Genomic DNA, 23,897 nt, shown 5'->3' with positions numbered 1-23,897 from the left:
TGCCCAGGGCGCCGGGGAGAACCTAGCCTGCCGGGGAGTGCCCGATGTAGCCCCTTCGCGACGAGGAGTCCACTCATGAGCGACCCGACCGAACTGACCGGAGGACCCGCACTCCCGCAGAAGCGCCGGCTGGTCACCGAGATCCCGGGACCGCGCTCCAAGGAGCTGATGGCGCGGAAGCGGGCGACCGTGGCCGACGGCATCGGCACCGTGATGCCGGTCTTCGTCCAGCGCGCCGGCGGCGGGATCGTCGAGGACGTCGACGGCAACGCGCTGATCGACTTCGGTTCCGGCATCGCCGTCACGTCGGTGGGCAACAGCGCGGAGGCCGTGGTGCGCCGCGCCACCGAGCAGCTGACGCGGTTCACCCACACCTGCGCGATGGTCGCCCCCTACGAGGGGTACGTGGAGGTCTGCGAGGAGCTGGCGCGGCTGACGCCCGGCGACCACGCCAAGAAGTCGGTGCTGCTCAACTCGGGCGCCGAGGCGGTGGAGAACGCGGTCAAGATCGCCCGCTACCACACCGGGCGGCAGGCGGTGGTGGTCTTCGACCACGGCTACCACGGCCGCACCAACCTCACCATGGCGCTCACCGCCAAGGACATGCCCTACAAGCACGGCTTCGGCCCGTTCGCGCCGGAGATCTACCGGGTGCCGATGGCCTACCCGTACCGCTGGCTGACCGGCCCCGAGCGGTGCGCGGAGGAGGCGGCGGCGCAGGTGATCGAGCAGATCACCAAGCAGGTCGGTGCGGAGAACACCGCCGCGATCGTCGTCGAGCCGATCCTCGGCGAGGGCGGCTTCATCGTGCCGGCGCGCGGATTCCTGCCGCGGATCGCGGAGTTCGCCAGGGAGCACGGGATCGTGCTGGTGGCCGACGAGATCCAGTCGGGGTTCTGCCGCACCGGCCAGTGGTTCGCCTCCGAGGACGAGGGCCTGGTCCCCGACCTGATCACCACGGCCAAGGGCATCGCCGGCGGGCTGCCGCTGGCCGCGGTGACCGGCCGCGCCGAGATCATGGACGCGGCGCACGTCGGCGGCCTCGGCGGCACCTACGGGGGCAACCCGGTCGCCTGCGCGGCGGCGCTCGGCTCGATCGAGACCATGCGGGAGCTGGACCTGCCGGCCAGGGCGCGGCGGATCGAGGAGATCATGCTGCCGAGGCTGCGCGCGATGGCCGAGCGCTTCCCGGCCATCGGCGACGTGCGCGGCCGGGGCGCGATGCTCGCCGTCGAACTGGTCAAGCCCGGCGGCAAGGACCCCGACCCGGCCGCCACGGCCGCCCTGGCCGCCCGCTGCCACCAGGCCGGCCTGCTGCTGCTGACCACCGGCACCTACGGCAACGTGGCCCGCTTCCTGCCCCCGCTGGTGATCGACGAGCAGCTGCTGACCGAGGGCCTGGACATCCTGGAGGACGCCTTCGGCGCGCTGTGACCCCTCCCCCCACGGCACCCGGGCACCGGTCGGACCGCCGTCCCGACGTCGCGTCTTCCCTGGCGGGGAAGGCGCGATGTCGCGATGGCCGTACCTAGACTGGCCACGCCCGGTCTCGTCACGTGACGAGACGTCGCGAGACTCCGCCCGGCGGGCACGGAGCGACGACGAGAGAGGTGCCCGTGGAGACGCCCCGGCTGGAGGAGGTGCGCCTGACCTCCTTCAAGAGCTTCACCGACCAGTGCCTGCCGCTGAACGACCTCACCGTGCTCATCGGGCGCAACGGCAGCGGCAAGTCCAACGCGCTGGACGGGCTGATGGTCCTCTCCCGACTGGCCCTGGGCGACCCGGTGCGCGACGCGCTGGACGGCCCCCGGAGCGAGGGCGACGAGCCGGTCCGGGGCGGAGCCGAGGGATGCGCCCCGTGGGGCCGCGACCGCTTTCGGCTCGGTTGCCGGGTGCGCTCCGGCGAGGAGGTCTTCGACCTCGACGTGGAGATCATGGTGCGGCCCGAGGTGCGCGTCCTGAGTGAGCAGCTGACGGCCGTCGAGGGCGTGCGCTACGGCGGTCGCCGTCTGACCGCCGGCCGTTCGCTCCTTGCCAGCGCCCCGCCGGACCGGAGCGGCGGCGACCTCAGGGGGCGCTACTTCAACGGGCAGCGCGGGGCCGATCCGAGCGTCCCGTTCCCGGCCGACCGCCTGCTCACCGGCCAGGTACCCGTGCGGCTCCCGGCGACCACCGAGGCGACCAGGCTGGTGCACCGGGCCGCGCAGATCGTCCAGGACGTGCTCCGCTCGGTCTTTCCGCTCGACCCGGTACCCCACCTGATGAGGCGCTACGTCAACGCGCGCGACGCGGCGCTCCGCCGCAGCGCCGACAACCTCAGTGCGGCGGTCGACGCACTGCGCACCGAGGACCCGGTCGCGTTCGACCGGCTGACCGACCTGGTCGCGGGGATGCCCGAGTACCCGGTGCGCGGGATCAGCCGGGTGGGCACCTCCCTCGGCGACGTTCAGCTGGTACTGCGCGAGGCGGGGTACCACGGCCGGGAGCACGAGGTGCCGGCGCGGCTCCTCAGCGACGGGATGCTGCGTTTTCTGGCCTTCGGCACGGCGCTGCTCACCGCGCCGGTCTCCGACGCCGGGTCCGCCGGGGCATCACCACAACGTCACCTGGTGATCGAGGAGATCGAGAACGGTCTCTACCCCACCCAGGCGGCACGGGTGTTGGACCTGATGAAGGAGGAGTCCCAACAGCGCGATGTCGACGTGCTCCTCACCACGCACAGCCCCGCGCTGCTCAACTCCCTCCATGCCCAGGACCACGGCGGGGTCGTCGTCTGCACACGGGCCCCGGACTCGGGGGAGAGCGTGTTGACCCGGCTGACCGAACTCCCCCGCTACGTCGAGCTGCTGGCGGCGGGTGACCTCGGGGACGCGGTCACCCGAGGCCGCCTGTCCGAGGCCGCCACTCCCCGAGACACCGGCGTGCCCAGCGTCGAGGACTTCCTGAGGAGCCTGTGAGCCCGTGAGCAGACAGCGTCGCGCCGCGCTTCCGCTGCCGGTCGTCGAGTTCCTCGACACCTCCGTACTCGTCGAGTTCCTGGACGTGCCCCACAGGAACGCGCGCCGCGCCGAGGTTCTCGGCGAGATGGAAGCCAGGTTGAGGGCCGGGGTGCGGTTCATCCTGCCGACCGCGACGATCGTGGAGACGGGGAATCACGTCTTCCAGATCAAGGACGGCGCGGCCCGCCGGGACCGCGCCGTCCGCCTCGGGTCGTTGCTGCTGAAGACCGCGCGCGGCGAGGCCCCCTGGGTACTCCACGAACGCACCTGGGACGCGGGCTTCCTCACCTCGATCTGCGACGGCGGGGCCACCGGGATGGACCTCGCCGAGCACGCCGTCAAGAAGCAGCTCGGCACCGGCGACCTGAGCATCGTGGCGGAGCGTGATCTGTACGCCTCGCGGGCGCGGGCCGACGTCCGCATCTGGACGCTGGAGGCGACCATGGCGACCTGGGCGCGACTGCCCTGATAAGGGCCCCGGCGCGGGGTCAGCGCTCGGCCCCCCGGGTGCCGGGCGGGGGGTCCTCCGGGGCGAGGGCGTGGGCGTGGGTCGGGTCCGGGTCGTCGTGGGCGGGGGCGGGGGCGGGGGCGGCGACGAGGGCGGCGGCCTCGTGCATGGCCAGCTCCAGGACGGCGGGGTCGTTGAGCGTCCCCGAGCCGTCCGGGCGGACCAGCCAGTGGGCGGCCGGGACGGAGCGTTCCGGGTGCGGCACCACGATCCAGCTGCCGGGGCCCGCCGCCCGCACCCCCGTTCCGAGCCAGCGGGCGGCGGTGCCGGGCGGCACGAAGTAGCCGACGCGGCGCCGCTCCTGGTCGGCGAGGACCGGCCCCGGGCGGTCGATGACGCGGGCCAGCACGTCCAACGTGGTCATCCCCAGCACGCCCGGCAGGATCAGGACGTCCCACCGCCGCCCGGCGGGCAGCAGCGCCACCCCCTGCCGGCTGTGCTCCCACTCCCACCGGCAGATCGCCGGCCTCGGTGCCGCCAGCGCCAACCACTCCAGTGCCGACCGTGCCTCGCCGCTCATCCCGCGTCCCTTCTGCCGCCGGCCCCGGCGTCCGTCGGGGCCCTGTGGTTCCTTCGCGGCTGAGAGGGGGAAAGGGCGCGATCCTTACGCGACTTCGCCGAACTCGGGCGCAACTGTCGTCAAAGCGCCACGAGTTCGGAAGCCGAACGGTCAGACGTCCAGGCTCTCCCCCGGCGGCCCGTCCTCGTCGGGGTCGGCCGGCCCGCGGTCGAGACCGCCACTTCGGTCGAGGAGCCAGAACGCCCAGTCGTAGTCGTCGGCGGGTCGGTAGTCGACGGCGACTCCGCCCGTGTCCGTCCCCAGCGCCACGTGGTAGACCACCTCCACCGACTGCCCGGAGGAGACCGACTCCGGCCCGTCGTCCGCGCGCTGGACGTCGCGCAGCCGCAGGCCGTCCCCGGTGAACGCCCGCAGCGCGTCGTCGGCGAGGGATATGTCCCCGTCGGACTCGTTGGTCAGGGTGACGGTGACCCGCCCCTGGAGCCCCTCGCCGCCGAGCGGCGCGAGGCGCACGACCAGCCCGTCGGCGTAGACCACGTCGTCGCCGGGCGCGGCGAGGTAGTCGGAGCCGACGCGGCTCTCCACCTCGATGTACTGGGACAGTTCGACCACCAGCAGCACGGAGAGCACAGCGGCCACCACGGCGGCGCCCGCGCCGACCCACATGCCGCCCAGCGCGACCCGCCGGTTGGTGGCGGCGCCGCGCTTGGCGCGTCCCGAGCCGATCAGGCCGCAGCCGACGGCGAGCAGCCCGAGCAGCAGGCCGACGGGGCTGAGGTAGAACGTCCAGCACAGCGCCGCCGCGCCGACGCCGAGCGCCAGCGCGAAGGCGCCCGTCGCGTTCCGCGGCTTACGTGGCGGCGCCGGGGGCCAGGGCGCGAACCCCGGCTGAGGGAAGCCGGGCGGGGGGAAGCCGGGCGAAGGGAAGCCGGGTGGGGCGAACCCCTGCGGGCCCGGTGGCGGCGGCGGGGCGAACGCCCGCGCCGCGGGCGGCCCCGGGAACGGGGGCCCCGCCGGCGCCCCGACGGGAACGGACGGCGGCGGCCCCTGCGGAGGCGGAGGTGGCAGCGAGCCCGGCGGCGGGGTGCCCCGGCCCTCGGGCGGCAGCGACGACGGCGGCGGCGTCCTGGGCGCCTCCTCGGCGTTCTGCCGGCTCGGATCGGGCTGCTGGTCAGCGGTCACGGCACCTCCACGTTCGCCTGCGCTCAGCCTACGGCCAGCCGGGCCCCGCCGTCCCCGCCCCGCCTCCCTACCTGCCCCGGCCTACGATGTGATCACGTCCGTCTCCCTGGAGGGTGTTGTGTCACAAGCACCGGAAGCCGCCGCCGCCGGCGGTGATCTGGCCGGCTTCGTCGCCGGGTTGCCCAAGGCCGAGCTGCACGTGCACCACGTGGGCTCCGCCTCGCCCCGGATCGTCGCCGAGCTGGCCGCCCGACACCCCGACTCGCCGGTGCCCAAGGACCCGGAGCGGCTGGTCGACTACTTCACCTTCCGGGACTTCGCGCACTTCATCGAGGTCTATGTCTCGGTCGTCAAGCTGATCCAGACCCAGGACGACGTCCGGATGCTGACCTACGAGGTCGCCAGGGACATGGCCAGGCAGTCCATCCGCTATGCCGAACTCACCGTCACCCCCTACTCGTTCGGTCTGCGCGGCATCCCGGACGAGGCGATCGTCGAGGCGATCGAGGACGCCAGGGCGGGCGCGGAGCGCGAGCTGGGTGTGGTGCTGCGCTGGTGCTTCGACATCCCCGGCGAGCTGGGCATCCCGGCGGCCGACGGCACGTTGCGGTTGGCGCTGGACCAACAGCCGGCCGGGCTGGTCTCGTTCGGGCTCGGCGGTCCCGAGCAGGGCTGGCCGCGCTCGCTGTTCAAGCCGCACTTCGACCAGGCCATCGCCGCCGGGCTGCACAGCGTGCCGCACGCCGGGGAGACCACCGGTCCCGAGACCGTCTGGGACGCGCTCGGCTCGCTGCGCGCCGAGCGGATCGGCCACGGCACCAGCTCGGCCCAGGACCCGGAGCTGCTGGCCCATCTGGCGCGCACCGGCGTGCCGTTGGAGGTCTGCCCGACGTCGAACGTGGCGACCGGGGCGGTGCCCTCGCTGGCCGCGCACCCGCTGCCGGCGATGGTGGAGGCCGGGGTGCGGGTGACGATCAACACCGACGATCCGCCGATGTTCGGCACCGACCTGAACACCGAGTACCTGGTCGCCGCCCGGCTGTTGGGGCTGGACGCCGCCGGGGTCGCCGACCTGGCGCGGAACGCGGTGACCGCGTCGTTCCTCGACCCGGCCGGCCAGGCGACGCTGCTCGCCGAGATCGACGCCCACCTCGCCGCATGGGTGGCGTGATCGCGGTCGCCCACCGGGGCGACCCCTACCGCGTCCGGGAGAACACCCTGCCCTCGTTCACCTCCGCGGCCGAGGCCGGGGCGGAGGCCGTGGAGTTCGACGTGCGGCTGACCTCGGACGAGGTCCCGGTCGTGGTGCACGACGCCACCCTGGAGCGGCTGTGGGGCCACCCGACGCCGGTGGCGGGGGTGAGCGCGGCGCGGGTGCGGGAGCTGACCGGCGGCGGGGTGCCGACGCTGCGGGCGGCGTTGGCGCACTGCGCCGAGCTGGGCGTGCGGGCGGTGCTCGACCTGCCGGAACGGTCCGCCACCCACGCGCGTCTGGTCGCCGAGACGGTGCGGGCGGCCGGTCACGGCTCGCGCGTCTGGTACTGCGGCGACCCGGGCGCGCTGCGCGCGGTGCGGCGGGTCGACCAGGACGTGGAGATCGCGCTGACCTGGAAGCGCACCGGGCCGCCACGGCCCTCGCTGCTGGCCGAGGTCCGGCCGCGCTGGCTCAACTACCGTCTGGGTCTGGTCGATCGGGAGACGGTGGCGCGCGCGGCGGACGCCGGCTACCAGGTGGCCGCGTGGACCGTCGACAGCCGGCGCGCGATGCGACGGCTGCGCGACCTGGGCGTCACGATGATCATGAGCAACCGGATCGGCACGCTGCGCGCCGTGCTGGACGAGGAGCGGCGCGACGGCTGAGCGCGCCTCCGGCGCGCCCCGGGGGGCGCGGGGCCCGTGCCCCGCGCCCCCCCGGATCCTGGCGACCGGCTCAGAGCGCGGTCATCACGTGCTTGACGCGCGTGTAGTCCTCCAGGCCGTAGGCGGAGAGGTCCTTGCCGTAGCCGGACTTCTTGAAGCCGCCGTGCGGCATCTCGCCGACCAGCGGGATGTGGGTGTTGATCCAGACGCAGCCGAAGTCCAGCGCCCGGGACATCCGCATGGCCCGCGCGTGGTCCCGCGTCCACACCGAGGACGCCAGGCCGTACTCCACGCCGTTGGCCAGGGCGACGGCCTCCTCCTCGTCGCCGAAGCGCTGGACGGAGATCACGGGGCCGAAGACCTCGCGCTGGACGATCTCGTCGTCCTGCTCGCAGTCCACCACCACGGTCGGCGCGTAGAAGTAGCCCTGCTCGCCGACCCGATGGCCGCCGGCGGCGATCTTGGCGTGGGCGGGCAGCCGCTCCACGAAGCCGCTGACCTTGGCGAGATGGTCGGCGTTGTTGAGCGGGCCGTAGAAGCAGTCGGGGTCGGCGACGTCGCCGGTGCGGACCTCCGCGGTGGCCTGGGTCAGCGCGGCGACGAACTCGTCGTAGCGCGAGGTGTGCACCAGCACCCGGCTGGCGGCGGTGCAGTCCTGGCCGGCGTTGAAGAAGCCGGCGTCCCTGATGCCCTCGACGGCCGCCGCCAGGTCCGCGTCCTCGAAGACCACGCAGGGCGCCTTGCCGCCCAGCTCCAGGTGCACGCGCTTGAGCTCCGCGGCCGCGCTGGTGGCGACCTCGGTGCCGGCGCGGACGGAGCCGGTGATGGAGACCATCGCCGGGGTCGGGTGCTCCACCATCAGCCGGCCGGTCTCGCGGTCGCCGCTGAGCACGTTGAAGACGCCCTTGGGCAGGATCTCGGAGATCAGCTCGGCGGCGTAGGAGAGGGAGGCGGGGGTGGTGTCGGAGGACTTGATCACGACCGTGTTGCCGGCCGCCAGGGCGGGGGCGAACTTCCAGACCGCCATCATCAGCGGGTAGTTCCACGGCACGACCTGGGCGCAGACCCCGACGGGCTCGCGGCGCACGAAGGAGGTCAGCCCCTCCATGTACTCGCCCGCGCTCTTGCCCTCCAGCATCCGGGCCGCGCCGGCGAAGAAGCGGATCTGCTCCAGCATCGGGGGCAGCTCCTCCGCGCGGGTCAGCTCCAGCGGCTTGCCCGTGTCCCGGCACTCGACGGCCAGCAGCTCGTCGGCGTTCCGCTCGAAGGCGTCGGCGATCCGCAGCAGCGCCAGCTGGCGGGTGGCGGGGGTGGCGTCCCGCCAGGCCGGGAAGGCGGCCTCGGCCGCCGCCATCGCGGCGTCCACGTCGGCCGCGCCGGAGAGCGGCGCCGTGGTGTACGGGGTGCCCGTCGTCGGGTCGATCACCTCGCTGGTCCGCCCGTCGGCGGCCTCCCGGAACTCCCCGTCGATGTGGTTCCTGACCCGACGCGTCTCGGTGGTCACACCGGCCCTCCTGCCTTCCGACTCGTTGCCGTGGAACGTTCACCCTAGCCCCAGGGGCCCGCCGCGCGACAGCGCGCGATCGAGAGATCCGGCGTCGTACGGGCCTTCCGGCCGGAAGAACCTTGCGTCGCGGCACCCCGGAGGAAAACTTCTTCCGTTCGGGGCCGGGAAGACCCGTCCCCGCTCCCGGGCGCGGACGCGCGGTGTCCACCGTCCGGTGGATTCCTCGCATCATCCGACGCGTCGGATGATCGGCGGAGGGGGCGCTGTGCCAGCGTGCAGGGGTGTCGGACACGGCCGGCGTGCCCTCGTTCCGGCGGACGGGGCGGGCGACGGCCGTGCGAACCCAGCGGAAGGTGCCCCGAACGATGGCCCCACCCGACAACGAAGAAGTCCTCTGGGCGCGCGATCTGGAGCACGCCCACCGCGGCTCACCCGCGCTGCTCGGCGTCTCCCTCGGGGTGCGGCAGGGCGAGATCCTGGCCGTCACCGGCCCGCGCGGCGCCGGCAAGTCCACCCTGCTGGACTGCCTCTCGGGGCAGCTGCGGCCCGACGCCGGCGAGGTGTGGTTCAACGGCGTCCCCGTCCACCGGCTGGCCCCCGCCTCGGTGGACCGGCTGCGCCGCGAGCGCTTCGGCTGGGTCGGCGAGACCCCCCGGCTGGTGCCCGAGCTGACCGCCTGGGAGAACGCGGCGCTGCCGCTGCTGCTCTCCGGCGTCGGCGGGCGCGAGGCGCGCCGGACGGTCTCCGAGTGGTTGGAGCGGCTCGACGTCGCCGACTGCGCCCGGCTGCGGCCCGGCGCGCTGCGCCAGGCGCAGCGCCAACGGGTCGCCCTCGCACGGGCGTTGGCGCACAAGCCGGACGTGCTCTTCGCCGACGAGCCGACGGCGCCGCTGCACCGGGCCGACCGGGCGCAGGTGCTGCGCACCCTGACCACGGCGGGCCGCACCCACGCGATCACGGTGGTGCTGGCCAGCCACGACCCCGAGGTGGCGACGCTCGCCGACCGGTGCGTCGCGCTGGAGGACGGGCGGGCGACCGCCGCCGAGACCGTGGAGGAGGACGGGGTGCCATGCTCGCTCTCCGGCTAGCCCGAGGCGCGGACCCCGCGACGTTGGCCCGCCGGCTGCTGCTGGCGAGCGCGACGGCGGGCGTCGGCTTTCTGCTGCTCGGCGCCCTGGCGGGCGCGGCGGCCCAGCCCGGCGACGGCCGGCTGGCCGCGCTGCGGCTGCTGTGGTGCGCGGTGCCGCTCGCCTTCACCGCGCAACTGGCGGTCGCCGTCGCGCGGGCCGACCCGGCGGGGCTGCCGCGCTCCGGGCTGAACGCGGCCGGTCTCGGCCGCGCGAGGCTGCCGGTGCTGGCGGCGCTCTCCACGGCGGTGGCGGGGCTGGCGGGCAGCGTGCTGGCGCTGCTCGTCTTCCTCCAGCTGCGGGGCGACCTGTCCCGGCTGCCGTTCGACGGGGCGGCCGTCGGGCCGTTGCACGGGGGTGGTTCGCTGCCGATGGCCGCCGCCCTGACGCTGCTGGCGGTGGCGCCGGCGACGGCGGCCGGCGCCTCGGCGCTCGCGGTGCGCGGCGCGGGGGCGCCGATGCCGGCGCCGGCCGGGCTGCCGTGGGGCACGGCGATGATCGCCGGCGGTCTGGCGCTCGGCACGCTGGCCGGCGAGCCGGCGGCGGAGCCGGGGAGCGGCTGGCTGCCGCTGCCGGCGCCGCTGGACACGGTGCCGTTCGGGGTGGTGGGCGGCTGGCTGCTGATCGGGGTCGGGGTGGTGCTGGCCGCGCCCGCGCTGAGCTATCTGTGCGGGCGGGCGCTGGCCTTCGGCCAGCCGTCGGCGCTGCGGCTGCTGGCCGGCCGGGGCCTGGCCGACGAGGCGCGGCGGCTGGGCCGGCCGGTGGGCGCGCTGACGGTGGCGGTCGCCGCCGTGCTGGCGGCCGAACGGTTGGGGGCGCTGGGCGAGTTCGGCTTCTTCGGGGCCCTGGGCACGGCGGTGGTGCTGGTGGCCGCGGTGGGCAGCGTGGCGACCGTCGCCGAGCAGCTGCGGGGCGAGCGGAGCGAGGCGCTGGCGGCGCTGGAGCGGATCGGCACCCCGCGCCGCACGCTGCGCGCGGCGGCGGCGCTGCGGGGCGCCGCCCTCGCGGCGGTCTTCGCGCCGCTGAGCTGGTGCGCCGCCGAGCTGCTGCTGCTGGCGGCCGGCGCCTGAGACACGCGGCGAACGGCCCCCGAGCGCGCGCTCGGGGGCCGTTCACGGTTCCGGGAACGGTCAGGGGAGGGTGACGTCAGCTCCCGGGTCGGGTGGGCAGCGAGAGGAACGGCGGGAACTCCACGTCGGCGATCCCGCCCGCGCCGACCCTGGCCGGCAGCACCGGGACGCCGACCGTGCCCTCGGGCGGGTCGACCCGCACCAGGTAGCGGCCGGGCGGCACGTGGGCGAAGCCGAACCAGCCCGAGCCGTCGGCGACCGCCGCGCGCCGCTCCCCGCCGCCCAGCGGCACCAGGGTGACCTCGGCGCCGTCCAGCGGGGTGCCGTCGCGCAGCGCCAGTTCGCCGGTCAGATGGCCCTCGTCGGGCGCGGTCTTCCAGTCCATCTCCGGCACCGTGGCGTCCCCGGCGAACGGCGCGCCGGGGCCTGTGGTCAACGCCTCGGCGAGCGCGGCACGCTCCTCGGCGGCCGGGGTGTCGGGCACGTCCATCGAGGGGCTGGCGTAGGCGTAGCCGCTCCAGCCGGCGACGGTGTTGCCGGCGGCCGTGGGGGCGAGGGCGAGACGGGCCTGTTCGAGGCTGTCGGCGACGGTGTTGAGATAGAGCGCGGGCCCGTTCACGGCCTGCCGGTCGCCCTGGACGTCGGCGAGGAACTCGGACCACTCGGCGAACATCGCCTCCTGGTCGGGCTGCCAGTTGCGCTTGTAGTTCATGGCCACGACCGTGTCCATGATCCCCTCGTCGAGCCAGCCGGCCCAGTCCTGGAGCACCTCGCGGTAGGTGCGGGTCTCCTCGAACCCGCCCACGGCGCTCGGCCCGTTGCCGTAGGTGATGGCGTCCATCGACAGCCGCGCCCGCGGGTTCTCCTCCCAGACGCCCAGATAGATCCGGCGCACCAGGTTGGTCACCTGGTCCCGGCGCCAGTCGCTCCAGGCGGCGTCCTCGGGGGCCGGCACGTCGTCGCGGCCGGTCGCGGCCTGGAACCTGGCCAGCGACACCTCGTTGTAGCCCCAGTCGCTGTGGGTGGTCTCCGCGCTGCCGTCGGGGTAGCGGACGTAGTCCAGGTTGATGCCGTCCACGTCGTACTCGGCGACGATGCTGCGGATCGCGGACTCGATGTAGTCGACGGCGTCCGGGTGGCCCGGGTCGATGTAGGCGTTGGCGCCGACGAGTTCGGTGCCGTCGAACTGCCGGTTCAGCCAGCGGTCGGCGCCCTCGGCGCTCGGCCCGTGCTGGTGGTACACGTGGTCGGGCGAGGTGGGCGGGGTCGCCGAGTTCCAGAGGGTGTTGACGTTGACCCAGGCGTGCACCTCCAGGTCGGCGGCGTGCGCCTGGCGGATCACCTCGTCCAGCGGGTCGTAGGGCGCGGGGTCGATCGCCGCGTCGGTGCGCGGGTAGAGCGCGCGGTTGCAGAAGCAGTCGTAGCGGCGGGCGGTCTGCACGATCAGCGCGTTGGCGTTGATCGCCTCGGCGTCCTCGATCAGCGTGCTGACCTGCTCGGGGGTGTAGATGCCCTCGTTGAACGCGTCGACCCAGTAGCCGCGCCACTGCTCCGGCGCGGGCTCCTCGGCCCGGGGCGTCTCGGCCGCCGCGGGGCCGGCCGCGGCGAGGCCGCCCAGCAGGACGCCGACGCAGGCGAGGGGGGTCAGCAGAGTGCGTCTCATGCGGGTTTCTCCAGGGGGGAGTTGACGACTGCGCCGACAATTTACTTCGCCAGAAGCAGCCCGCATAGACGAAAACTTTCACCTCTTTATGGAAGTTGATCGGGCAGCACCACGATCTCCTCCGCTTCGAAGCGCACCCCGACCCGCTCCCCCACCCCCGGCGCCGCGCGCAGCGGGCAGGACGCCTCCAACGGCGGCGCGCCCCCGGCGGGTTCGAGCAGCAGCAGCACGTGGTCGCCCCGGAAGGTGCGGGCCGTCACCTCCGCGGTCAGCGACGCGTCCTCCGGCGGCGTCAGCCGCACCCCCGAGGGCCGCACCAGCAGGGTCCGCTCCCCCGGCGCGGTGCCCGCGGGCGCCGGCAGCGCGCCCCACGGCGTGCGCGCCCCCTTCGCATCGACGCGCGCCCGCGCCACATTGCGGAAGCCGAGGAAACGCGCCACGAACGCGTCGGCCGGCCGCCGCCACACCTCGACCGGGCCCCCGACCTGCACCACCCGCCCGTCGCGCATCACCACCACCCGGTCGGCCAGCGCGAACGCCTCCCCCTGGTCGTGGGTGACGGCCAGCACCGTGCTGCCGAGCCGGCCGAAGAGCTGCCGCAGCTCCACCACCAACCGCTCCCGCAGATCCCGGTCGAGCTGCCCCAGCGGCTCGTCCAGCATCAGCAGCCGTGGATCGGGCGCCAACGCCCGTGCCAACGCCACCCGTTGCTGCTCACCGCCGGAGAGCGAGGCGACGGCGCGGCGCTCGGCGCCCGGCAGCCCGACGAGGTCGAGCAGCTCGGCCACCCGCCCGGCCGCCTCCCGCCGTGACCGCCGCCGCGTCCGCAGGCCGAAGGCGATGTTGCCGGCCACGTCGCGCTGCGGGAACAGCTGGTGGTCCTGGAACATCAGCCCCAGGCCACGCCGGTGCGCCGGCACCCCGCGCTGGTCGCGGCCGGACAGCCGCACCACGCCCTCGTCCACCGGCGTCAGCCCCGCGACCGCCCGCAGCAGCGTCGACTTGCCGCTGCCACTGGGCCCCAGCACGCACACCACCTCGCCCTCGGCCACCGACAGCCGCACGCCGTCCAACGCGGCGCGCGCGCCGTAGCGCACGCGCACCCCGTCCAGTTCCAGCAGGCTCATCCCGTTCTCCGTCTCCCACCGCGTCAGAAGGTCCCGGCGGAACGACTCGGCGCCAGCCGTTCCAGCGACAGCAGGGTCACCGTGCAGACCAGCATCAGCACCACACTCAGCGCCATCGCCTGCCCGTAGTTCTCCGCCCCCGCGCGCCCCAGCAGCCGGGCGACCGCGACCGGCAGCGTCGGCTCGTCGGGCCGCGCGAGAAAGACGGTGGCGCCGAACTCGCCCAGCGAGACGGCGAACGCGAAGCCGCCGGCCACCAGCGCGGATCGCCACACCAGCGGCAGGTCCACCGCGCGCCAGGCCCGCCACGGCGAGGCCCCCAGCACGGCCGCCGCCTCCCGCAGCCGCTCGTCCACCGCGCCCAGCACCGGCACCAGCACCCGCACCACGAACGGCACGCCCACCAGCGCCTGGGCCAACGGCACCAGGACCCACGACGACCGCAGATCCAGCGGCGGCTCGTCCAGCGCGATCAGGAAGCCGAAGCCGACGGTCACCGCGGAGGTGCCGAGCGGCAGCATCAGCAGCGCGTCGAACCCCCTGGTCAGCCGCCCGGCCCGCCGGGTCAGCGCGACGGCCGCGCAGCCGCCGACCAGCAGCGCGATCGCCGTCGCCGCGGCGGCGAACCGCAGCGAGTTCCCCACCGCCTCCGCCGGCGCCACCAGAAACGTCCCGTCGGCGTGCGCCAACGCCCGGTAGTGGTGCAGCCCGTAGCCGTCCGGGCCGGCCAACGACCGTTCCACCAGCACGCCGAGCGGCAGCGCGAGCAGCAGCGCCACGGTCGCCAGCACCCCGCCCAGCGCCGTCCACTGCGCCCAACCGCGCGGCGGACGCGCCGTGCCCGCGGGGTCGACCAGCCGCAGCGCGCCAACCCGCCGCCGCGTCACCAGCCGGTGTGTCACCAACAGCGCGACCACGGCCGTCAGTTGGACCAACGTGAGCACGGCGGCCGTGTCCAGCCGCAGCAGCTGCGCCGTCTGCCGGTAGATCTCCACCTCCAGCGTCGCCCGGTCCGGCGTGCCCAGGATCTGGATCACCCCGAACGAGGTGAAGGTGAAGAGGAAGACCATGAGCGCCGCCGCCGCCACCGAGGGCGTCAACGCCGGCAGCGTCACCCGCCGCCACGCGGCCAGCCGCCCGGCGCCCAGCACCCGCGCCGCCTCCTCCTGCCGCGGGTCCAACTGCGCCCACAGCCCGCCGACCGTGCGCACCACGACCGCGTAGTTGAAGAAGACGTGCGCCAGCAGGATCGCCCACACCCCGTCGTCCAGCCGCACGCCGAACGCGTCGTCCAGCACCCCGCCCCGCCCCACCAGGGCCAGGAACGCCGCACCCGTCACCACGGTCGGCAGCACGAACGGCACGGTCACGGCGGCGTGCAGCACCCGGCGGCCGGGGAACCGCAGCCGCGCGAAGACATAGGCGGCCGGCAGCGCCAGCACCAGCGTCAACACGGTGGAGGCCGCCGCCTGCCAGCAGGTGAACCACAGCACCCGCAGCGTGCCGGGGTCCCCCACCACCTCCGTCAGCCGGTCCCACTGCCAGCCGCCGTCCTCCCGCAGTCCACGCCCGACGATCGCGGTCACCGGATAGCCGAAGAAGACGACGAAGAACAGCAGGGGCGCCGCCAGCAGCGCGCCCCTGACCAGGGCGGAGCGCGTCACCTGACGACCAGGTCGGTCCACTCGTCGATCCACTCGTCCCGGTGCGCGGCGATCTCCTCGGGCGCCACCTCGTGGACCTCGTCCACGGGCTCGGCATACCGGGTGAACTCCTCCGGCAGCGCCGCGTCCTCACGCGCCGGCCGCACGAACATGCTCAGCGGCATGTCCTCCTGGAACGGCAGCCCCAGCAGGAAGTCCAGCAGCGCCCGGCCGCCCTCCTCGTTGGCCGCGCCCTCCAGCAGCCCGGCGAACTCGACCTGCCGGAAGCAGGTCTCCGTCGCCACCCCGGTCGGCGCCTCCTCGGGCCGCTCGTCGCCGCCGTAGACCACGCCGGCCGGCGGGCTGCTGGCGTAGGAGACGACCAGCGGCCGGTCGCCGCCCTGGCCGGCGCCGGAGAAGCGTTCGTTGTACGCCTGCTCCCAGCCCTCGACCACCTCGACGCCGTTCTCCCGCAGCGACTCCCAGTACGGGCCCCAGCCGTCCTCGCCGAAGGCGGCGACGGTGGCGAGCAGGAAGCCGAGCCCCGGCGAGGAGGTGGCCGCGTTCTGCACCACCAGCAGGTCGGCGTAGGCCGGGTCGGCCAGGTCCTGAAGGGTGCGCGGCGGGGCGAGGTCGTGCTCCTCGAACCAGGCGCGGTCGTAGTTGACGCAGATGTCGCCCGTGTCGACCGGGGTGACCCGGTGCTTCTCGTCGTCCAACCGGAGCTCGGCCGGGACGTGTTCCAGCCCCGCCGCCTCGTGCGGGGTGAAGATCCCGGCCTCCAGGGCGCGGGAGAGCAGGGTGTTGTCCACGCCGAAGAGCACGTCGCCCTGCGGGTTGCCGGCGGAGAGCACCGCCTGGTTGACGACCACGCCCGCGTCGCCGGCGCGCAGCAGCTTCACGCGGTGGCCGGTCTCCTCGGTGAACCGCTCCAGCACGGCGTCGGAGACCAGGAACGACTCGTGGGTGACCAGCACCACCTCGTCGCCGCCCGAGCCCTCGCCCTCGTCACCGCCACCGTCGGAACCGCAGGCGGTGAGCGCGCCGAGTCCGAGGACGAGCAGGGCGGCCGTGGCCCGGTGGATGCTGCTGCGCTGCATGACGTCGCTTTCTACGCGCGGGCGGACGCGGGCAGCACGAGAGGAGGTCCGAACTTCCTACCCAGCATGACCTGGGCGAGGTTCGAGGGTCTGCGGCCGGTGCCGCACTCTCAGCGCTGCGAGCGCTCCCCTGTCGGATTCCGCGCGCCGGAGCGCGCGGTCGATACACACATGTTCGAACGCCCACGATAACAGCACGTGCCACGCGCCGACCCGGCGGACCGGCGCGCGCACCGGGTCCCGGCGGGCTCAGCCCTCGGCGGCGAGCTGGCCGCAGGCGGCGGCGATCTCCTGCCCCCGGGTGTCGCGCACCGTGCAGGCCACGCCGCCCGCGTTGACCAGCCGCACGAACTCCCGCTCCACCGGCTTCGGGGAGGCGTCCCACTGGGAGCCGGGCGTCGGGTTCAACGGGATCACGTTGACGTGGACCAGCTGCCCCAGGTGCTTCCGCAGCCGCTTCGCCAGCAGCTCGGCCCGCCACGGCTGGTCGTTCACGTCCCGGATCAGCGCGTACTCGATCGACACCCGGCGGCCCGAGGTGTCCGCGTAGTACCGCGCCGCGTCCAGCACCTCCGACACCGGCCACCGGTTGTTGACCGGGACCAGGGTGTCCCGCAGCTCGTCGTCCGGGGTGTGCAGCGACACCGCGAGCCGCACCTGCATCCGCTCGTCCGCCAGCTTCCGGATCGCCGGCGCGAGACCCACCGTGGAGACCGTCACCGACCGCTGCGAGATGCCGAGCCCCGCCGGCGCCGGGTCGGTGATCCGCCGCACCGCGCGTATCACGCGGGCCAGGTTCGCCAGCGGTTCGCCCATGCCCATGAAGACGATGTTGGACAGCCGCCCCGGGCTCGGGGCCCCCGCCTCGTCGACCATCAGCCCGTCCCGCATCACGGCGGCGGCCGAGCGCACCTGGTCGACGATCTCGGCCGTCGAGAGGTTGCGGTCCAGACCCGCCTGGCCCGTCGCGCAGAACGGGCACGCCATCCCGCAGCCCGCCTGGCTGGAGATGCACAGCGTGGCGCGGTCCGGGTAGCGCATCAGCACGCTCTCCAGCAGCGTGCCGTCGTGCGCGCGCCACAGCGTCTTGCGCGTCGCGCCGTCGTCGCACGCCAGCGCGCGGACCTCGGTGAGCAGCGGCGGCATCAGCGCGTCCACCAGCCGCTTCCGGGAGGCGGCCGGGATGTCGGTCATCTCCTCCGGGGCGACGGTCAGCCGGGAGAAGTAGTGGTGGGAAAGCTGCTTGGCCCGGAAGGGCTTCTCCCCCAGCTCGGCGACGGCCGCGGCGCGCTCGTCCGAGGACAGGTCCGCCAGATGGCGCGGCGGGAGGCCGCGCTTGGGGGCATCGAAGACAAGGGGAAGACTAGACACAACAGTCGATTGTGGCACGCTGCCGGACACCCGTGCGCCACGCCCGGGACGGGGTGCGGCACCGCCGGTGCCGCACCCCGTCGGCTACAGCGCGCAGCGCGCGCCGTCGGGCGGGGTCTCCAGACCGACCAGGTAGTCGACGACGATCGCGTCGATGCACGCGTGGGGCCTGGTCAGCGCCGCGCCGTGCTGCGCGCCCTCCACGGTCAGCAGGCTCCCGCCCAGGGCCCGCGCCAGGTTGACCCCGCCCTGGTGCGGGGTGGCCACGTCCCCGGTGACCGACACGGTCAGCGTCGGCGGCAGGTCGACGTCGCCCGAGACATAGGGTCCTGACCGCGTCGGCGGCGCCGGCCACGCCTCGCACACGTGGTGGCGCTCCCCCACCGGCCGGCCGTCGTCGAGCATCGGGGCGGCCTCCCGCACCAGGCGTCCCCGCTCGGCCAGCTCCTCCGGCGTCCGGCGCGGCCAGTCCATGCACCGCACGGCCGTGAAGGCCCCCATCGTGCCGCGGTAACGCCCGTCCGGGCCCCGGTCGTTGATCAGGTCACTCAACGCGAGCAGCCCGTCGCCCCGCCCCTCGGCCAGCTCGGCGAGCGCCTCGACGAGCTGGGCCCGCAGCGACTCGCTCCGCAGTCCGGCCAGCGTGCCGGTGATCGCCAGGTCGTACCCCAGCCCGCGCCCGTCGGCGGTGGGCGCCGGCTCCTCGCGCAGCGGACGCGTCAGCGCCTGGAACTCCTCGGTCCCGCGGGCAGGATCGGTGCCCAGCGGGCAGTCCGCCTCGGCGGCGCACTCCTCCACCAGCCGGTCGAAGCCCTCCTGCCCCGCGGCCGCCTGGGCGATCAACAGCTCGTCCGCGCTCTTCGCCGGGTCGACGGCGCCGTCCAGCACCATCGCCCGCACCCGCTCGGGGAACGCCTCCGCGTAGACCGCGCCCAGCTCCGTTCCGTAGCTGTAGCCGAGGTAGGTCAGCTTCTCGTCGCCCAGCGCCGCGCGCAGCACGTCCATGTCCCGCGCGATCTCCCGGGTGCTGACGCCGGCCAGCGCCCCGTCCCCGCCCGCGCCCTCCGCGCACCGCCGCGCGACCTCGGCCGCCGTCTCCGCGTCGGGCACGGTGTCGACCTCAAGACCGTCGTCGAAGCCCTCGCCGCGGTCCTGCTCCTCGTCGGTGAAGCAGTCCACCCGGGGCAGCGAGGCCCCCGCCCCCCTCGGATCGAAGCCGACCACGTCGAACCGCTGGCCGATCGTCCCCTCCGTCCACAGGGGGTTCGAGGCGGCCATCGCGGCGACCAGGTTCATCCCGGAACCCCCGGGACCGCCCGGGTTGACCAGCAGCGAGCCGATCTTCTCCCCGCTGGCCGGGATCCGCAGCAGGGCGATCTCGCCGCTCGCCCCCTCCGGGTCGTCGTAGTCCCACGGCACGCGCACCCGGGCGCACTCCAGGCGCTCGTCGGCGAACAGCTCCTCGTCCGCGGCGGTCGTCGCGTAGGGCGCGCACGGCTCGAACGCGACGGACTGCTCGTGGAACTCGGACAGATCCGGCGGCGACTCCCCGGGCGGGGCGTCCTGGTCCGTCGTCGCGCAGGCGCCCGCCAGCAGCAGTGTGGCGGCCGCGATGACGCCGTCTCGAACGCGAACGAAGCACGGAGTTCTCCTCAACGACGGGTGACTCGGGTCGTGGTGCCCGCCGACGCTAGGACCGCGCGGCACCGGCCCGGATCCGCCGGCGGTCTCGGGTCGCCGACCGAAGTCGGAGCCGGGGCTCCGACTTCGGGGGGAGGTGGCGGCGCGTCGCCGCCGCCTAGGGTCGCGGTCGTGGACCGAGGGGAAGAGCGAGGGGATGAGAACGCGCACCGGGCGACCCGTGACCGGCTGGCCGACGGCGGGCTGTTCGTCCTGACCGTCGCGGTCGGGGTCGCGGTGACGGTGCTGCGGCGGGACATCGCGCCGACGGAGCCCCGCTGGGTGATGGACCTCGACGCCGTCGCCGGGGTGTTCGGCGCTCTCGCGCTGTGGTGGCGGCGCCGCGCCCCGCTGGTGCTCGGCGTCGTCCTGATCGCGTCGACCGCGGTCTTCGAGACCACCTCGGCCGCCGCGCTGGCCGTGCTCTTCACCGTGGCCGTGCACCGGACGGCGCGCGAGACCCTGCCGCTCGCCGTGGCCAGCGTCCTCGCGCACGGCGTCTACCAGGTGCTGCGGCCGAACCCCCTGCTGTCCGCCTGGATGTTCCTGACCTGGATCGTGACCGTGCATGTCGCCGTCGTCGGGTGGGGGCTGCTGGTGCGCAGCCACCGCCGGCTCATCGCCGCGCTGCGCGCACGGGCCCGCGCCGCCGAGACCGAGGCGCGGCTGCGCACCGAGCACGCCCGCCACGAGGCCCGCGAGGCTCTGGCACGGGAGATGCACGACGTCCTCGGCCACCGGCTGTCGCTGCTCACCGTCAACGCGGGCGCGTTGGCCTACCACCGCGAGGCCACCGCCGAGGAGACGCGGCGGGCCGCCGAGCTGATCCGGGAGAACGCCCACCGCGCGCTGCGGGACCTGCGGGAGGTCATCGCGGTGCTGCGCGCCCCGGAGGGCGACGTGCCGCTCCCGGAGGCCACCGACATCGCCGAGCTCGTCGAGGAGGCCGACCGCGCCGGCGCCGTCGTCCGGCTGCGCGACGAAGCCGGCGTCTCCACCGGCGCCCACCCGGTGCCCACGGCGGTCGGCCGCACCCTCTACCGCTTCGTGCAGGAGGGGTTGACCAACGCCCGCAAGCACGCGCCCACCGCGACCGTCGACGTCACGATCACCGCGGAACCGGGCACCGCGGAACCGGGCACCGCGGAACCGGGCACCGGACTGAGCGCCGAGGTCGTCAACGGGCGCCCCCCGGGGCGGCCCGCGACGGCGCCGCCCGGCGCGGGGGCCGGGCTGCTCGGGCTGGCCGAACGGGTCGCGCTGGTCGGCGGCGACCTCCGGCACGGCCCGACGGGCGGCGGCGGATGGCGGTTGGCCGTCCGGCTACCGTGGTCGACATGACCAGTCAGGCACCGGGTGCCGACCCGGCGGGCGACGCGACCGTCGACGTGCTCGTCGCCGACGACGACCCGGTCGTGCGCTTCGGACTGACGGTGATGCTGCGGGGCGCCGCCGATCTGCGGGTGGTCGCCGAGGCCGAGGACGGCGCCCGCGCCGTCGAGTTGACCGTGCGGCACCGCCCCCACGTCGTCCTGATGGACATCCGGATGCCGGGCGTCGACGGCATCTCCGCCACCGAGGCCCTGCGCGTCCGCGCCCCGGCGGCGCGGGTCGTCGTGCTCACCACATTCGACTCGGACGGCCACGTGCTGCGGGCCCTGCGCGCGGGCGCGGCCGGGTTCCTGCTGAAGGACACCCCGCCCGCAGAACTCGTCGTCGCCATCCGCCAGGCCGCCGACGGCAGGCCGGTGCTCTCCCCCGAGGTCACCCGCCGGCTGATCGACCGCGCCGTGTCCGCGCCGCCGCCGCACGACGCCCGCGCGGACGCGGCACGCCGGCGGCTCGACTCCCTCGCGCCGCGCGAGCGCACCGTGGCCCTGGACGTCGGTGCCGGACACTCCAACGCCGAGATAGCCGCCCGCCACCACCTCGGCCTGGCCACCGTCAAGACCCATGTCTCGGCGATCCTCACCAAGCTCGACCTGAGGAACCGCGTGCAGATCGCCCTGCTCGTCCACGACGCCGGGCTCACCCCGCAGCGGTGAACGCGCGCGGGGGCGGGGGCGCTACTCGACGCCGACGAAGACCGCGAGCAGCAGCCAGACCACCGGGGCCGTGGGCAGCAACGAGTCCAGCCGGTCCATGATCCCGCCGTGTCCCGGCAGCAGCGACCCCATGTCCTTGATGCCCAGGTCCCGCTTGATCATCGACTCGCCGAGGTCGCCCAGCGTCGCGCTGATCGCCACCCCGAGGCCCAGCAGCACGCCCTGCCACCAGGTGCCGTCGTCGATCAGCCACATCATCGAGAGGGCGCCGGCGACAGCGGCGAAGAACACCGCGCCGGCCAGCCCCTCCCTGGTCTTGCCGGGACTGATCCGGGGCGCGAGCTTGGAGCGGCCGAACCGCCAGCCGACGGCGTACGCGCCGGTGTCGCTGACGACGGTGAGCAGTATGAAGACCGCCACCCGCCACTGCCCGTCGTCGGCCGCCAGCATCAGCGCCACGAAGCTGGCCAGGAACGGCACGTAGAACGCGGCGAAGACGCCTGCGGTGACATCCCTCAGGTAGTTCTCCGGGGAGGAGAACATCCGCCACAGGCAGGTGGCGAGCACCGTCAGCGCCATCGCCGACCAGGCGCCCTCGGTCCCCCCGAGGTAGCCGGCCACCACGGTGGCCACGCCGCCCAGCGCCAGCGGCACCAGAGGCACCCGGACGCCCTTGCGTTCGACGAGTCGGGTGGACAGCTCCCACAGGCCGACGACCACGGCCGCCGCTATCACGACGAGGAAGGCGGGCCGGTAGACGAAGAGCGCGGCGAGGACCACGGCGCCGAGCCCCACCCCGACCCCCACGGCGGCCCGCAGGTCACGCCCGGCGCGCTTCTTCCGCGGAGGGGCCGGGGGTTCGGCCGGTGCCCGCCCGGTGGCCGGGGTCGGCCCCCAGGTTGATTCGTTCACGGATGACAGAGTCTCTCTCGGTCCTGATCTTTCGCGATCCTGGTCGGTCACATCGCCACGCGGTGCCCGACCGCTCAGACCTCCAGCAGCTCGGACTCCTTGTGCTTGAGCAACTCGTCGACCTGCGCCACGTACTTGGAGGTGGTGTCGTCCAACTCCTTCTCGCCGCGCCGGCCCTCGTCCTCGCCGACGTCGCCGTCCTTGATCGCCTTGTCGATCGTCTCCTTGGCCTTCCGCCGGACCCCGCGGATGGAGATCTTGGCGTCCTCACCCTTGGTCTTGGCGACCTTGATGAACTCCTTGCGGCGCTCCTCGGTCAGGTCCGGGAAGACCACGCGGATGATATGACCGTCGTTGGTCGGGTTGACCCCCAGGTCGGAGTCCCGGATCGCCTGCTCGATGTTGCGCAGCGACGACTTGTCGAACGGGGTTACCACCGCCATCCGCGCCTCCGGAACGGAGAACGAGGCGAGCTGGTTGATCGGGGTCATCGTCCCGTAGTACTCGGCCACGATCTTGTTGAACATCGCCGGGTGGGCACGGCCGGTGCGGATCGCGGCCAGGTCCTCCTTGGCGACCACGACCGCCTTCTCCATCTTCTCCTCGGCTTCGAGGAGGGCTTCTTCGATCACCACGTGCTCCTGGTTCGATGTGTGCGCTGACGGGCCGTCAGGCCCGCCGGCCCTGGCTGTTGACGAGTGTGCCGATCTTCTCACCCTTTACCGCACGGGCGATATTGCCCTCCGCGAGCAGCTCGAAGACCAGGATGGGCAACTGGTTGTCCCGGCACAGGGTGATCGCGGTCGAGTCGGCGACCTTCAGGTCCCTGGTGATCACCTCGGCGTAGTCCAGGGCGTCGTACTTCACGGCGTCCGCGTTCCGCGCCGGGTCGGAGTCGTAGACCCCGTCCACGCCGTTCTTGCCCATGAGCAGCGCCTCGGCGTGGATCTCCAACGCCCGCTGCGCGGCGGTGGTGTCGGTGGAGAAGTAGGGCATCCCCATGCCGGCGCCGAAGATGACCACGCGCCCCTTCTCCAGGTGGCGCACGGCGCGCAGCGGGATGTAGGGCTCGGCGACCTGGCCCATCGTGATGGCGGTCTGCACCCGGGAGTCGATGCCCTCCTTCTCCAGGAAGTCCTGGAGCGCGAGGCAGTTCATCACCGTGCCCAACATGCCCATGTAGTCGGAGCGGGCGCGGTCCATGCCGCGCTGCTGGAGCTCGGCGCCGCGGAAGAAGTTGCCGCCGCCGATCACCACCGCGATCTGCGCGCCGTCCCGCACCACGGCCGCGATCTCTCTGGCCATCTTGTGCACGACATCGGGATCGACACCGAGCCCGCCGCCGCCCGCGAATGCCTCACCCGACAGCTTCAGCAGGAAACGGCGGGGTTTGTCGTCCTGGTTCATGCCACTCTCCTCGTGCACACGCCAAGGAGGCCACTGCCGGCGGACCTTGCGGTTCCCCTGTACGGCAATGGCCTCCTCGTCACAACTGCGGTCGCCCGGCCGCCGCGACTGCTCGCGCGGCCCGACGGCCTTCCGCCCGACAATAGCCGGGACATGACCGCCCTGCGGTCGGCGGC

Annotated in this window: 21 protein-coding genes; 9 read left to right on the top strand and 12 right to left on the bottom strand. The window is 74.2% G+C overall.

Annotated elements, in window-relative coordinates; translation table 11 throughout:
- The first annotated feature begins 75 nt into the window (after positions 1–75).
- From gabT to CRP51_RS22145, 3 genes are all read left to right on the top strand, one after another.
- A complete protein-coding gene (gene gabT, locus CRP51_RS22155; RefSeq protein ID WP_097233057.1) occupies positions 76–1,434 on the top strand; it encodes a 4-aminobutyrate--2-oxoglutarate transaminase in 1,359 nt (452 codons plus the stop codon).
- A 182-nt stretch (positions 1,435–1,616) separates the two neighbouring features.
- On the top strand, positions 1,617–2,957 hold the full coding sequence (locus CRP51_RS22150) for an AAA family ATPase (RefSeq protein ID WP_097233056.1): 1,341 nt from the start codon (positions 1,617–1,619) through the stop codon (positions 2,955–2,957).
- Positions 2,958–2,961: 4 nt separating this feature from the next.
- Positions 2,962–3,468 (top strand): hypothetical protein, encoded by a 507-nt coding sequence (locus CRP51_RS22145; protein ID WP_097233055.1) that lies wholly within the window; start codon positions 2,962–2,964, stop codon positions 3,466–3,468.
- Between the two features lie 19 nt (positions 3,469–3,487).
- Here CRP51_RS22145 and CRP51_RS22135 read toward each other — a convergent pair whose 3' ends face one another.
- Entirely contained in the window at positions 3,488–4,027 is a 540-nt protein-coding gene (locus CRP51_RS22135; protein ID WP_245880742.1) for a hypothetical protein, read from the bottom strand.
- Between the two features lie 150 nt (positions 4,028–4,177).
- On the bottom strand, positions 4,178–5,209 hold the full coding sequence (locus tag CRP51_RS22130; RefSeq protein WP_097233054.1) for a hypothetical protein: 1,032 nt from the start codon (positions 5,207–5,209) through the stop codon (positions 4,178–4,180).
- A 118-nt stretch (positions 5,210–5,327) separates the two neighbouring features.
- On the opposite strand from CRP51_RS22130, the gene CRP51_RS22125 reads away from it, so the two are divergent.
- Both CRP51_RS22125 and CRP51_RS22120 read left to right on the top strand, forming a co-directional pair.
- The gene (locus CRP51_RS22125; RefSeq protein ID WP_097233053.1) at positions 5,328–6,380 is read left to right on the top strand and encodes an adenosine deaminase; all 1,053 of its coding nucleotides are present in this window, start codon (positions 5,328–5,330) and stop codon (positions 6,378–6,380) included.
- On the top strand, positions 6,368–7,069 hold the full coding sequence (locus tag CRP51_RS22120) for a glycerophosphodiester phosphodiesterase (RefSeq protein ID WP_097233052.1): 702 nt from the start codon (positions 6,368–6,370) through the stop codon (positions 7,067–7,069). Before CRP51_RS22125 ends, CRP51_RS22120 begins: the two co-directional genes overlap by 13 nt.
- A 70-nt stretch (positions 7,070–7,139) precedes the next feature.
- Here the strand turns inward: CRP51_RS22120 and CRP51_RS22115 are convergent, their stop codons facing one another.
- Positions 7,140–8,573, bottom strand: a complete 1,434-nt coding sequence (locus tag CRP51_RS22115; protein ID WP_097233051.1) for a gamma-aminobutyraldehyde dehydrogenase — start codon at positions 8,571–8,573, stop codon at positions 7,140–7,142.
- A 368-nt stretch (positions 8,574–8,941) separates the two neighbouring features.
- Between CRP51_RS22115 and CRP51_RS22110 the strand changes: the two genes are divergently transcribed.
- A complete protein-coding gene (locus tag CRP51_RS22110) occupies positions 8,942–9,664 on the top strand; it encodes an ABC transporter ATP-binding protein (protein WP_097233050.1) in 723 nt (240 codons plus the stop codon).
- Positions 9,646–10,773 carry a hypothetical protein gene (locus CRP51_RS22105; RefSeq protein ID WP_097233049.1) on the top strand — a complete coding sequence of 376 codons (1,128 nt, stop codon included), beginning with the start codon at positions 9,646–9,648 and terminating at the stop codon, positions 10,771–10,773. The genes CRP51_RS22110 and CRP51_RS22105 overlap by 19 nt, the downstream gene beginning before the upstream one ends.
- 76 nt (positions 10,774–10,849) lie before the next feature.
- Here CRP51_RS22105 and CRP51_RS30035 read toward each other — a convergent pair whose 3' ends face one another.
- From CRP51_RS30035 to CRP51_RS22075, 6 genes are all read right to left on the bottom strand, one after another.
- Positions 10,850–12,436 (bottom strand): family 10 glycosylhydrolase, encoded by a 1,587-nt coding sequence (locus tag CRP51_RS30035; protein ID WP_097233048.1) that lies wholly within the window; start codon positions 12,434–12,436, stop codon positions 10,850–10,852.
- Positions 12,437–12,522: 86 nt separating this feature from the next.
- Positions 12,523–13,563, bottom strand: coding sequence for an ABC transporter ATP-binding protein (locus CRP51_RS22095; RefSeq protein ID WP_097233047.1), 1,041 nt, complete (start codon positions 13,561–13,563; stop codon positions 12,523–12,525).
- 23 nt (positions 13,564–13,586) lie between these two features.
- The gene (locus CRP51_RS22090) at positions 13,587–15,248 is read right to left on the bottom strand and encodes an ABC transporter permease (RefSeq protein WP_439333206.1); all 1,662 of its coding nucleotides are present in this window, start codon (positions 15,246–15,248) and stop codon (positions 13,587–13,589) included.
- Positions 15,224–16,306 (bottom strand): thiamine ABC transporter substrate-binding protein, encoded by a 1,083-nt coding sequence (locus CRP51_RS22085; RefSeq protein ID WP_097233046.1) that lies wholly within the window; start codon positions 16,304–16,306, stop codon positions 15,224–15,226. The genes CRP51_RS22090 and CRP51_RS22085 overlap by 25 nt, the downstream gene beginning before the upstream one ends.
- Before the next feature lie 249 nt (positions 16,307–16,555).
- Positions 16,556–17,677, bottom strand: a complete 1,122-nt coding sequence (gene rlmN, locus CRP51_RS22080; protein ID WP_097233045.1) for a dual-specificity RNA methyltransferase RlmN — start codon at positions 17,675–17,677, stop codon at positions 16,556–16,558.
- Positions 17,678–17,761: 84 nt separating this feature from the next.
- The gene (locus CRP51_RS22075) at positions 17,762–19,333 is read right to left on the bottom strand and encodes an alpha/beta hydrolase (protein WP_245880740.1); all 1,572 of its coding nucleotides are present in this window, start codon (positions 19,331–19,333) and stop codon (positions 17,762–17,764) included.
- A 156-nt stretch (positions 19,334–19,489) separates the two neighbouring features.
- Here CRP51_RS22075 and CRP51_RS22070 point away from each other — a divergent pair, with 156 nt between their 5' ends.
- Positions 19,490–20,698, top strand: coding sequence for a sensor histidine kinase (locus tag CRP51_RS22070; RefSeq protein WP_212615970.1), 1,209 nt, complete (start codon positions 19,490–19,492; stop codon positions 20,696–20,698).
- The gene (locus CRP51_RS22065; RefSeq protein ID WP_097233103.1) at positions 20,695–21,402 is read left to right on the top strand and encodes a response regulator; all 708 of its coding nucleotides are present in this window, start codon (positions 20,695–20,697) and stop codon (positions 21,400–21,402) included. The genes CRP51_RS22070 and CRP51_RS22065 overlap by 4 nt, the downstream gene beginning before the upstream one ends.
- A 21-nt stretch (positions 21,403–21,423) precedes the next feature.
- Here CRP51_RS22065 and CRP51_RS22060 read toward each other — a convergent pair whose 3' ends face one another.
- Genes CRP51_RS22060 through pyrH form a run of 3 tightly spaced genes read right to left on the bottom strand, consistent with a single transcriptional unit; the run spans position 21,424 to position 23,721 of the window.
- Positions 21,424–22,392, bottom strand: coding sequence for a phosphatidate cytidylyltransferase (locus CRP51_RS22060; protein WP_097233044.1), 969 nt, complete (start codon positions 22,390–22,392; stop codon positions 21,424–21,426).
- A complete protein-coding gene (gene frr, locus CRP51_RS22055) occupies positions 22,389–22,946 on the bottom strand; it encodes a ribosome recycling factor (RefSeq protein WP_097233102.1) in 558 nt (185 codons plus the stop codon). Before frr ends, CRP51_RS22060 begins: the two co-directional genes overlap by 4 nt.
- Positions 22,947–22,983: 37 nt before the next feature.
- Entirely contained in the window at positions 22,984–23,721 is a 738-nt protein-coding gene (pyrH, locus tag CRP51_RS22050) for a UMP kinase (protein WP_097233043.1), read from the bottom strand.
- Positions 23,722–23,897 lie beyond the last annotated feature (176 nt).

Source organism: Streptomyces zhaozhouensis (assembly GCF_900230195.1).
Taxonomy (GTDB): Bacteria; Actinomycetota; Actinomycetes; order Streptomycetales; family Streptomycetaceae; genus Streptomyces; species Streptomyces zhaozhouensis.
Note: the sequence above shows the minus strand (reverse complement) of the source record. Positions and strands in the feature narration are given on the sequence as shown.

Bases quoted from the DNA above. Each gene is read 5' to 3' on its own strand.
- gabT (WP_097233057.1), top strand. From the start codon at position 76: ATGAGCGACCCGACCGAACTGACCGGAGGACCCGCACTCCCGCAGAAG.
- CRP51_RS22135 (WP_245880742.1), bottom strand. From the start codon at position 4,027: ATGAGCGGCGAGGCACGGTCGGCACTGGAGTGGTTGGCGCTGGCGGCA.
- CRP51_RS22120 (WP_097233052.1), top strand. From the start codon at position 6,368: ATGGGTGGCGTGATCGCGGTCGCCCACCGGGGCGACCCCTACCGCGTC.
- CRP51_RS22110 (WP_097233050.1), top strand. From the start codon at position 8,942: ATGGCCCCACCCGACAACGAAGAAGTCCTCTGGGCGCGCGATCTGGAG.
- CRP51_RS22105 (WP_097233049.1), top strand. From the start codon at position 9,646: ATGCTCGCTCTCCGGCTAGCCCGAGGCGCGGACCCCGCGACGTTGGCC.
- CRP51_RS30035 (WP_097233048.1), bottom strand. From the start codon at position 12,436: ATGAGACGCACTCTGCTGACCCCCCTCGCCTGCGTCGGCGTCCTGCTG.
- CRP51_RS22095 (WP_097233047.1), bottom strand. From the start codon at position 13,563: ATGAGCCTGCTGGAACTGGACGGGGTGCGCGTGCGCTACGGCGCGCGC.
- CRP51_RS22085 (WP_097233046.1), bottom strand. From the start codon at position 16,306: ATGCAGCGCAGCAGCATCCACCGGGCCACGGCCGCCCTGCTCGTCCTC.
- CRP51_RS22065 (WP_097233103.1), top strand. From the start codon at position 20,695: ATGACCAGTCAGGCACCGGGTGCCGACCCGGCGGGCGACGCGACCGTC.
- pyrH (WP_097233043.1), bottom strand. From the start codon at position 23,721: ATGAACCAGGACGACAAACCCCGCCGTTTCCTGCTGAAGCTGTCGGGT.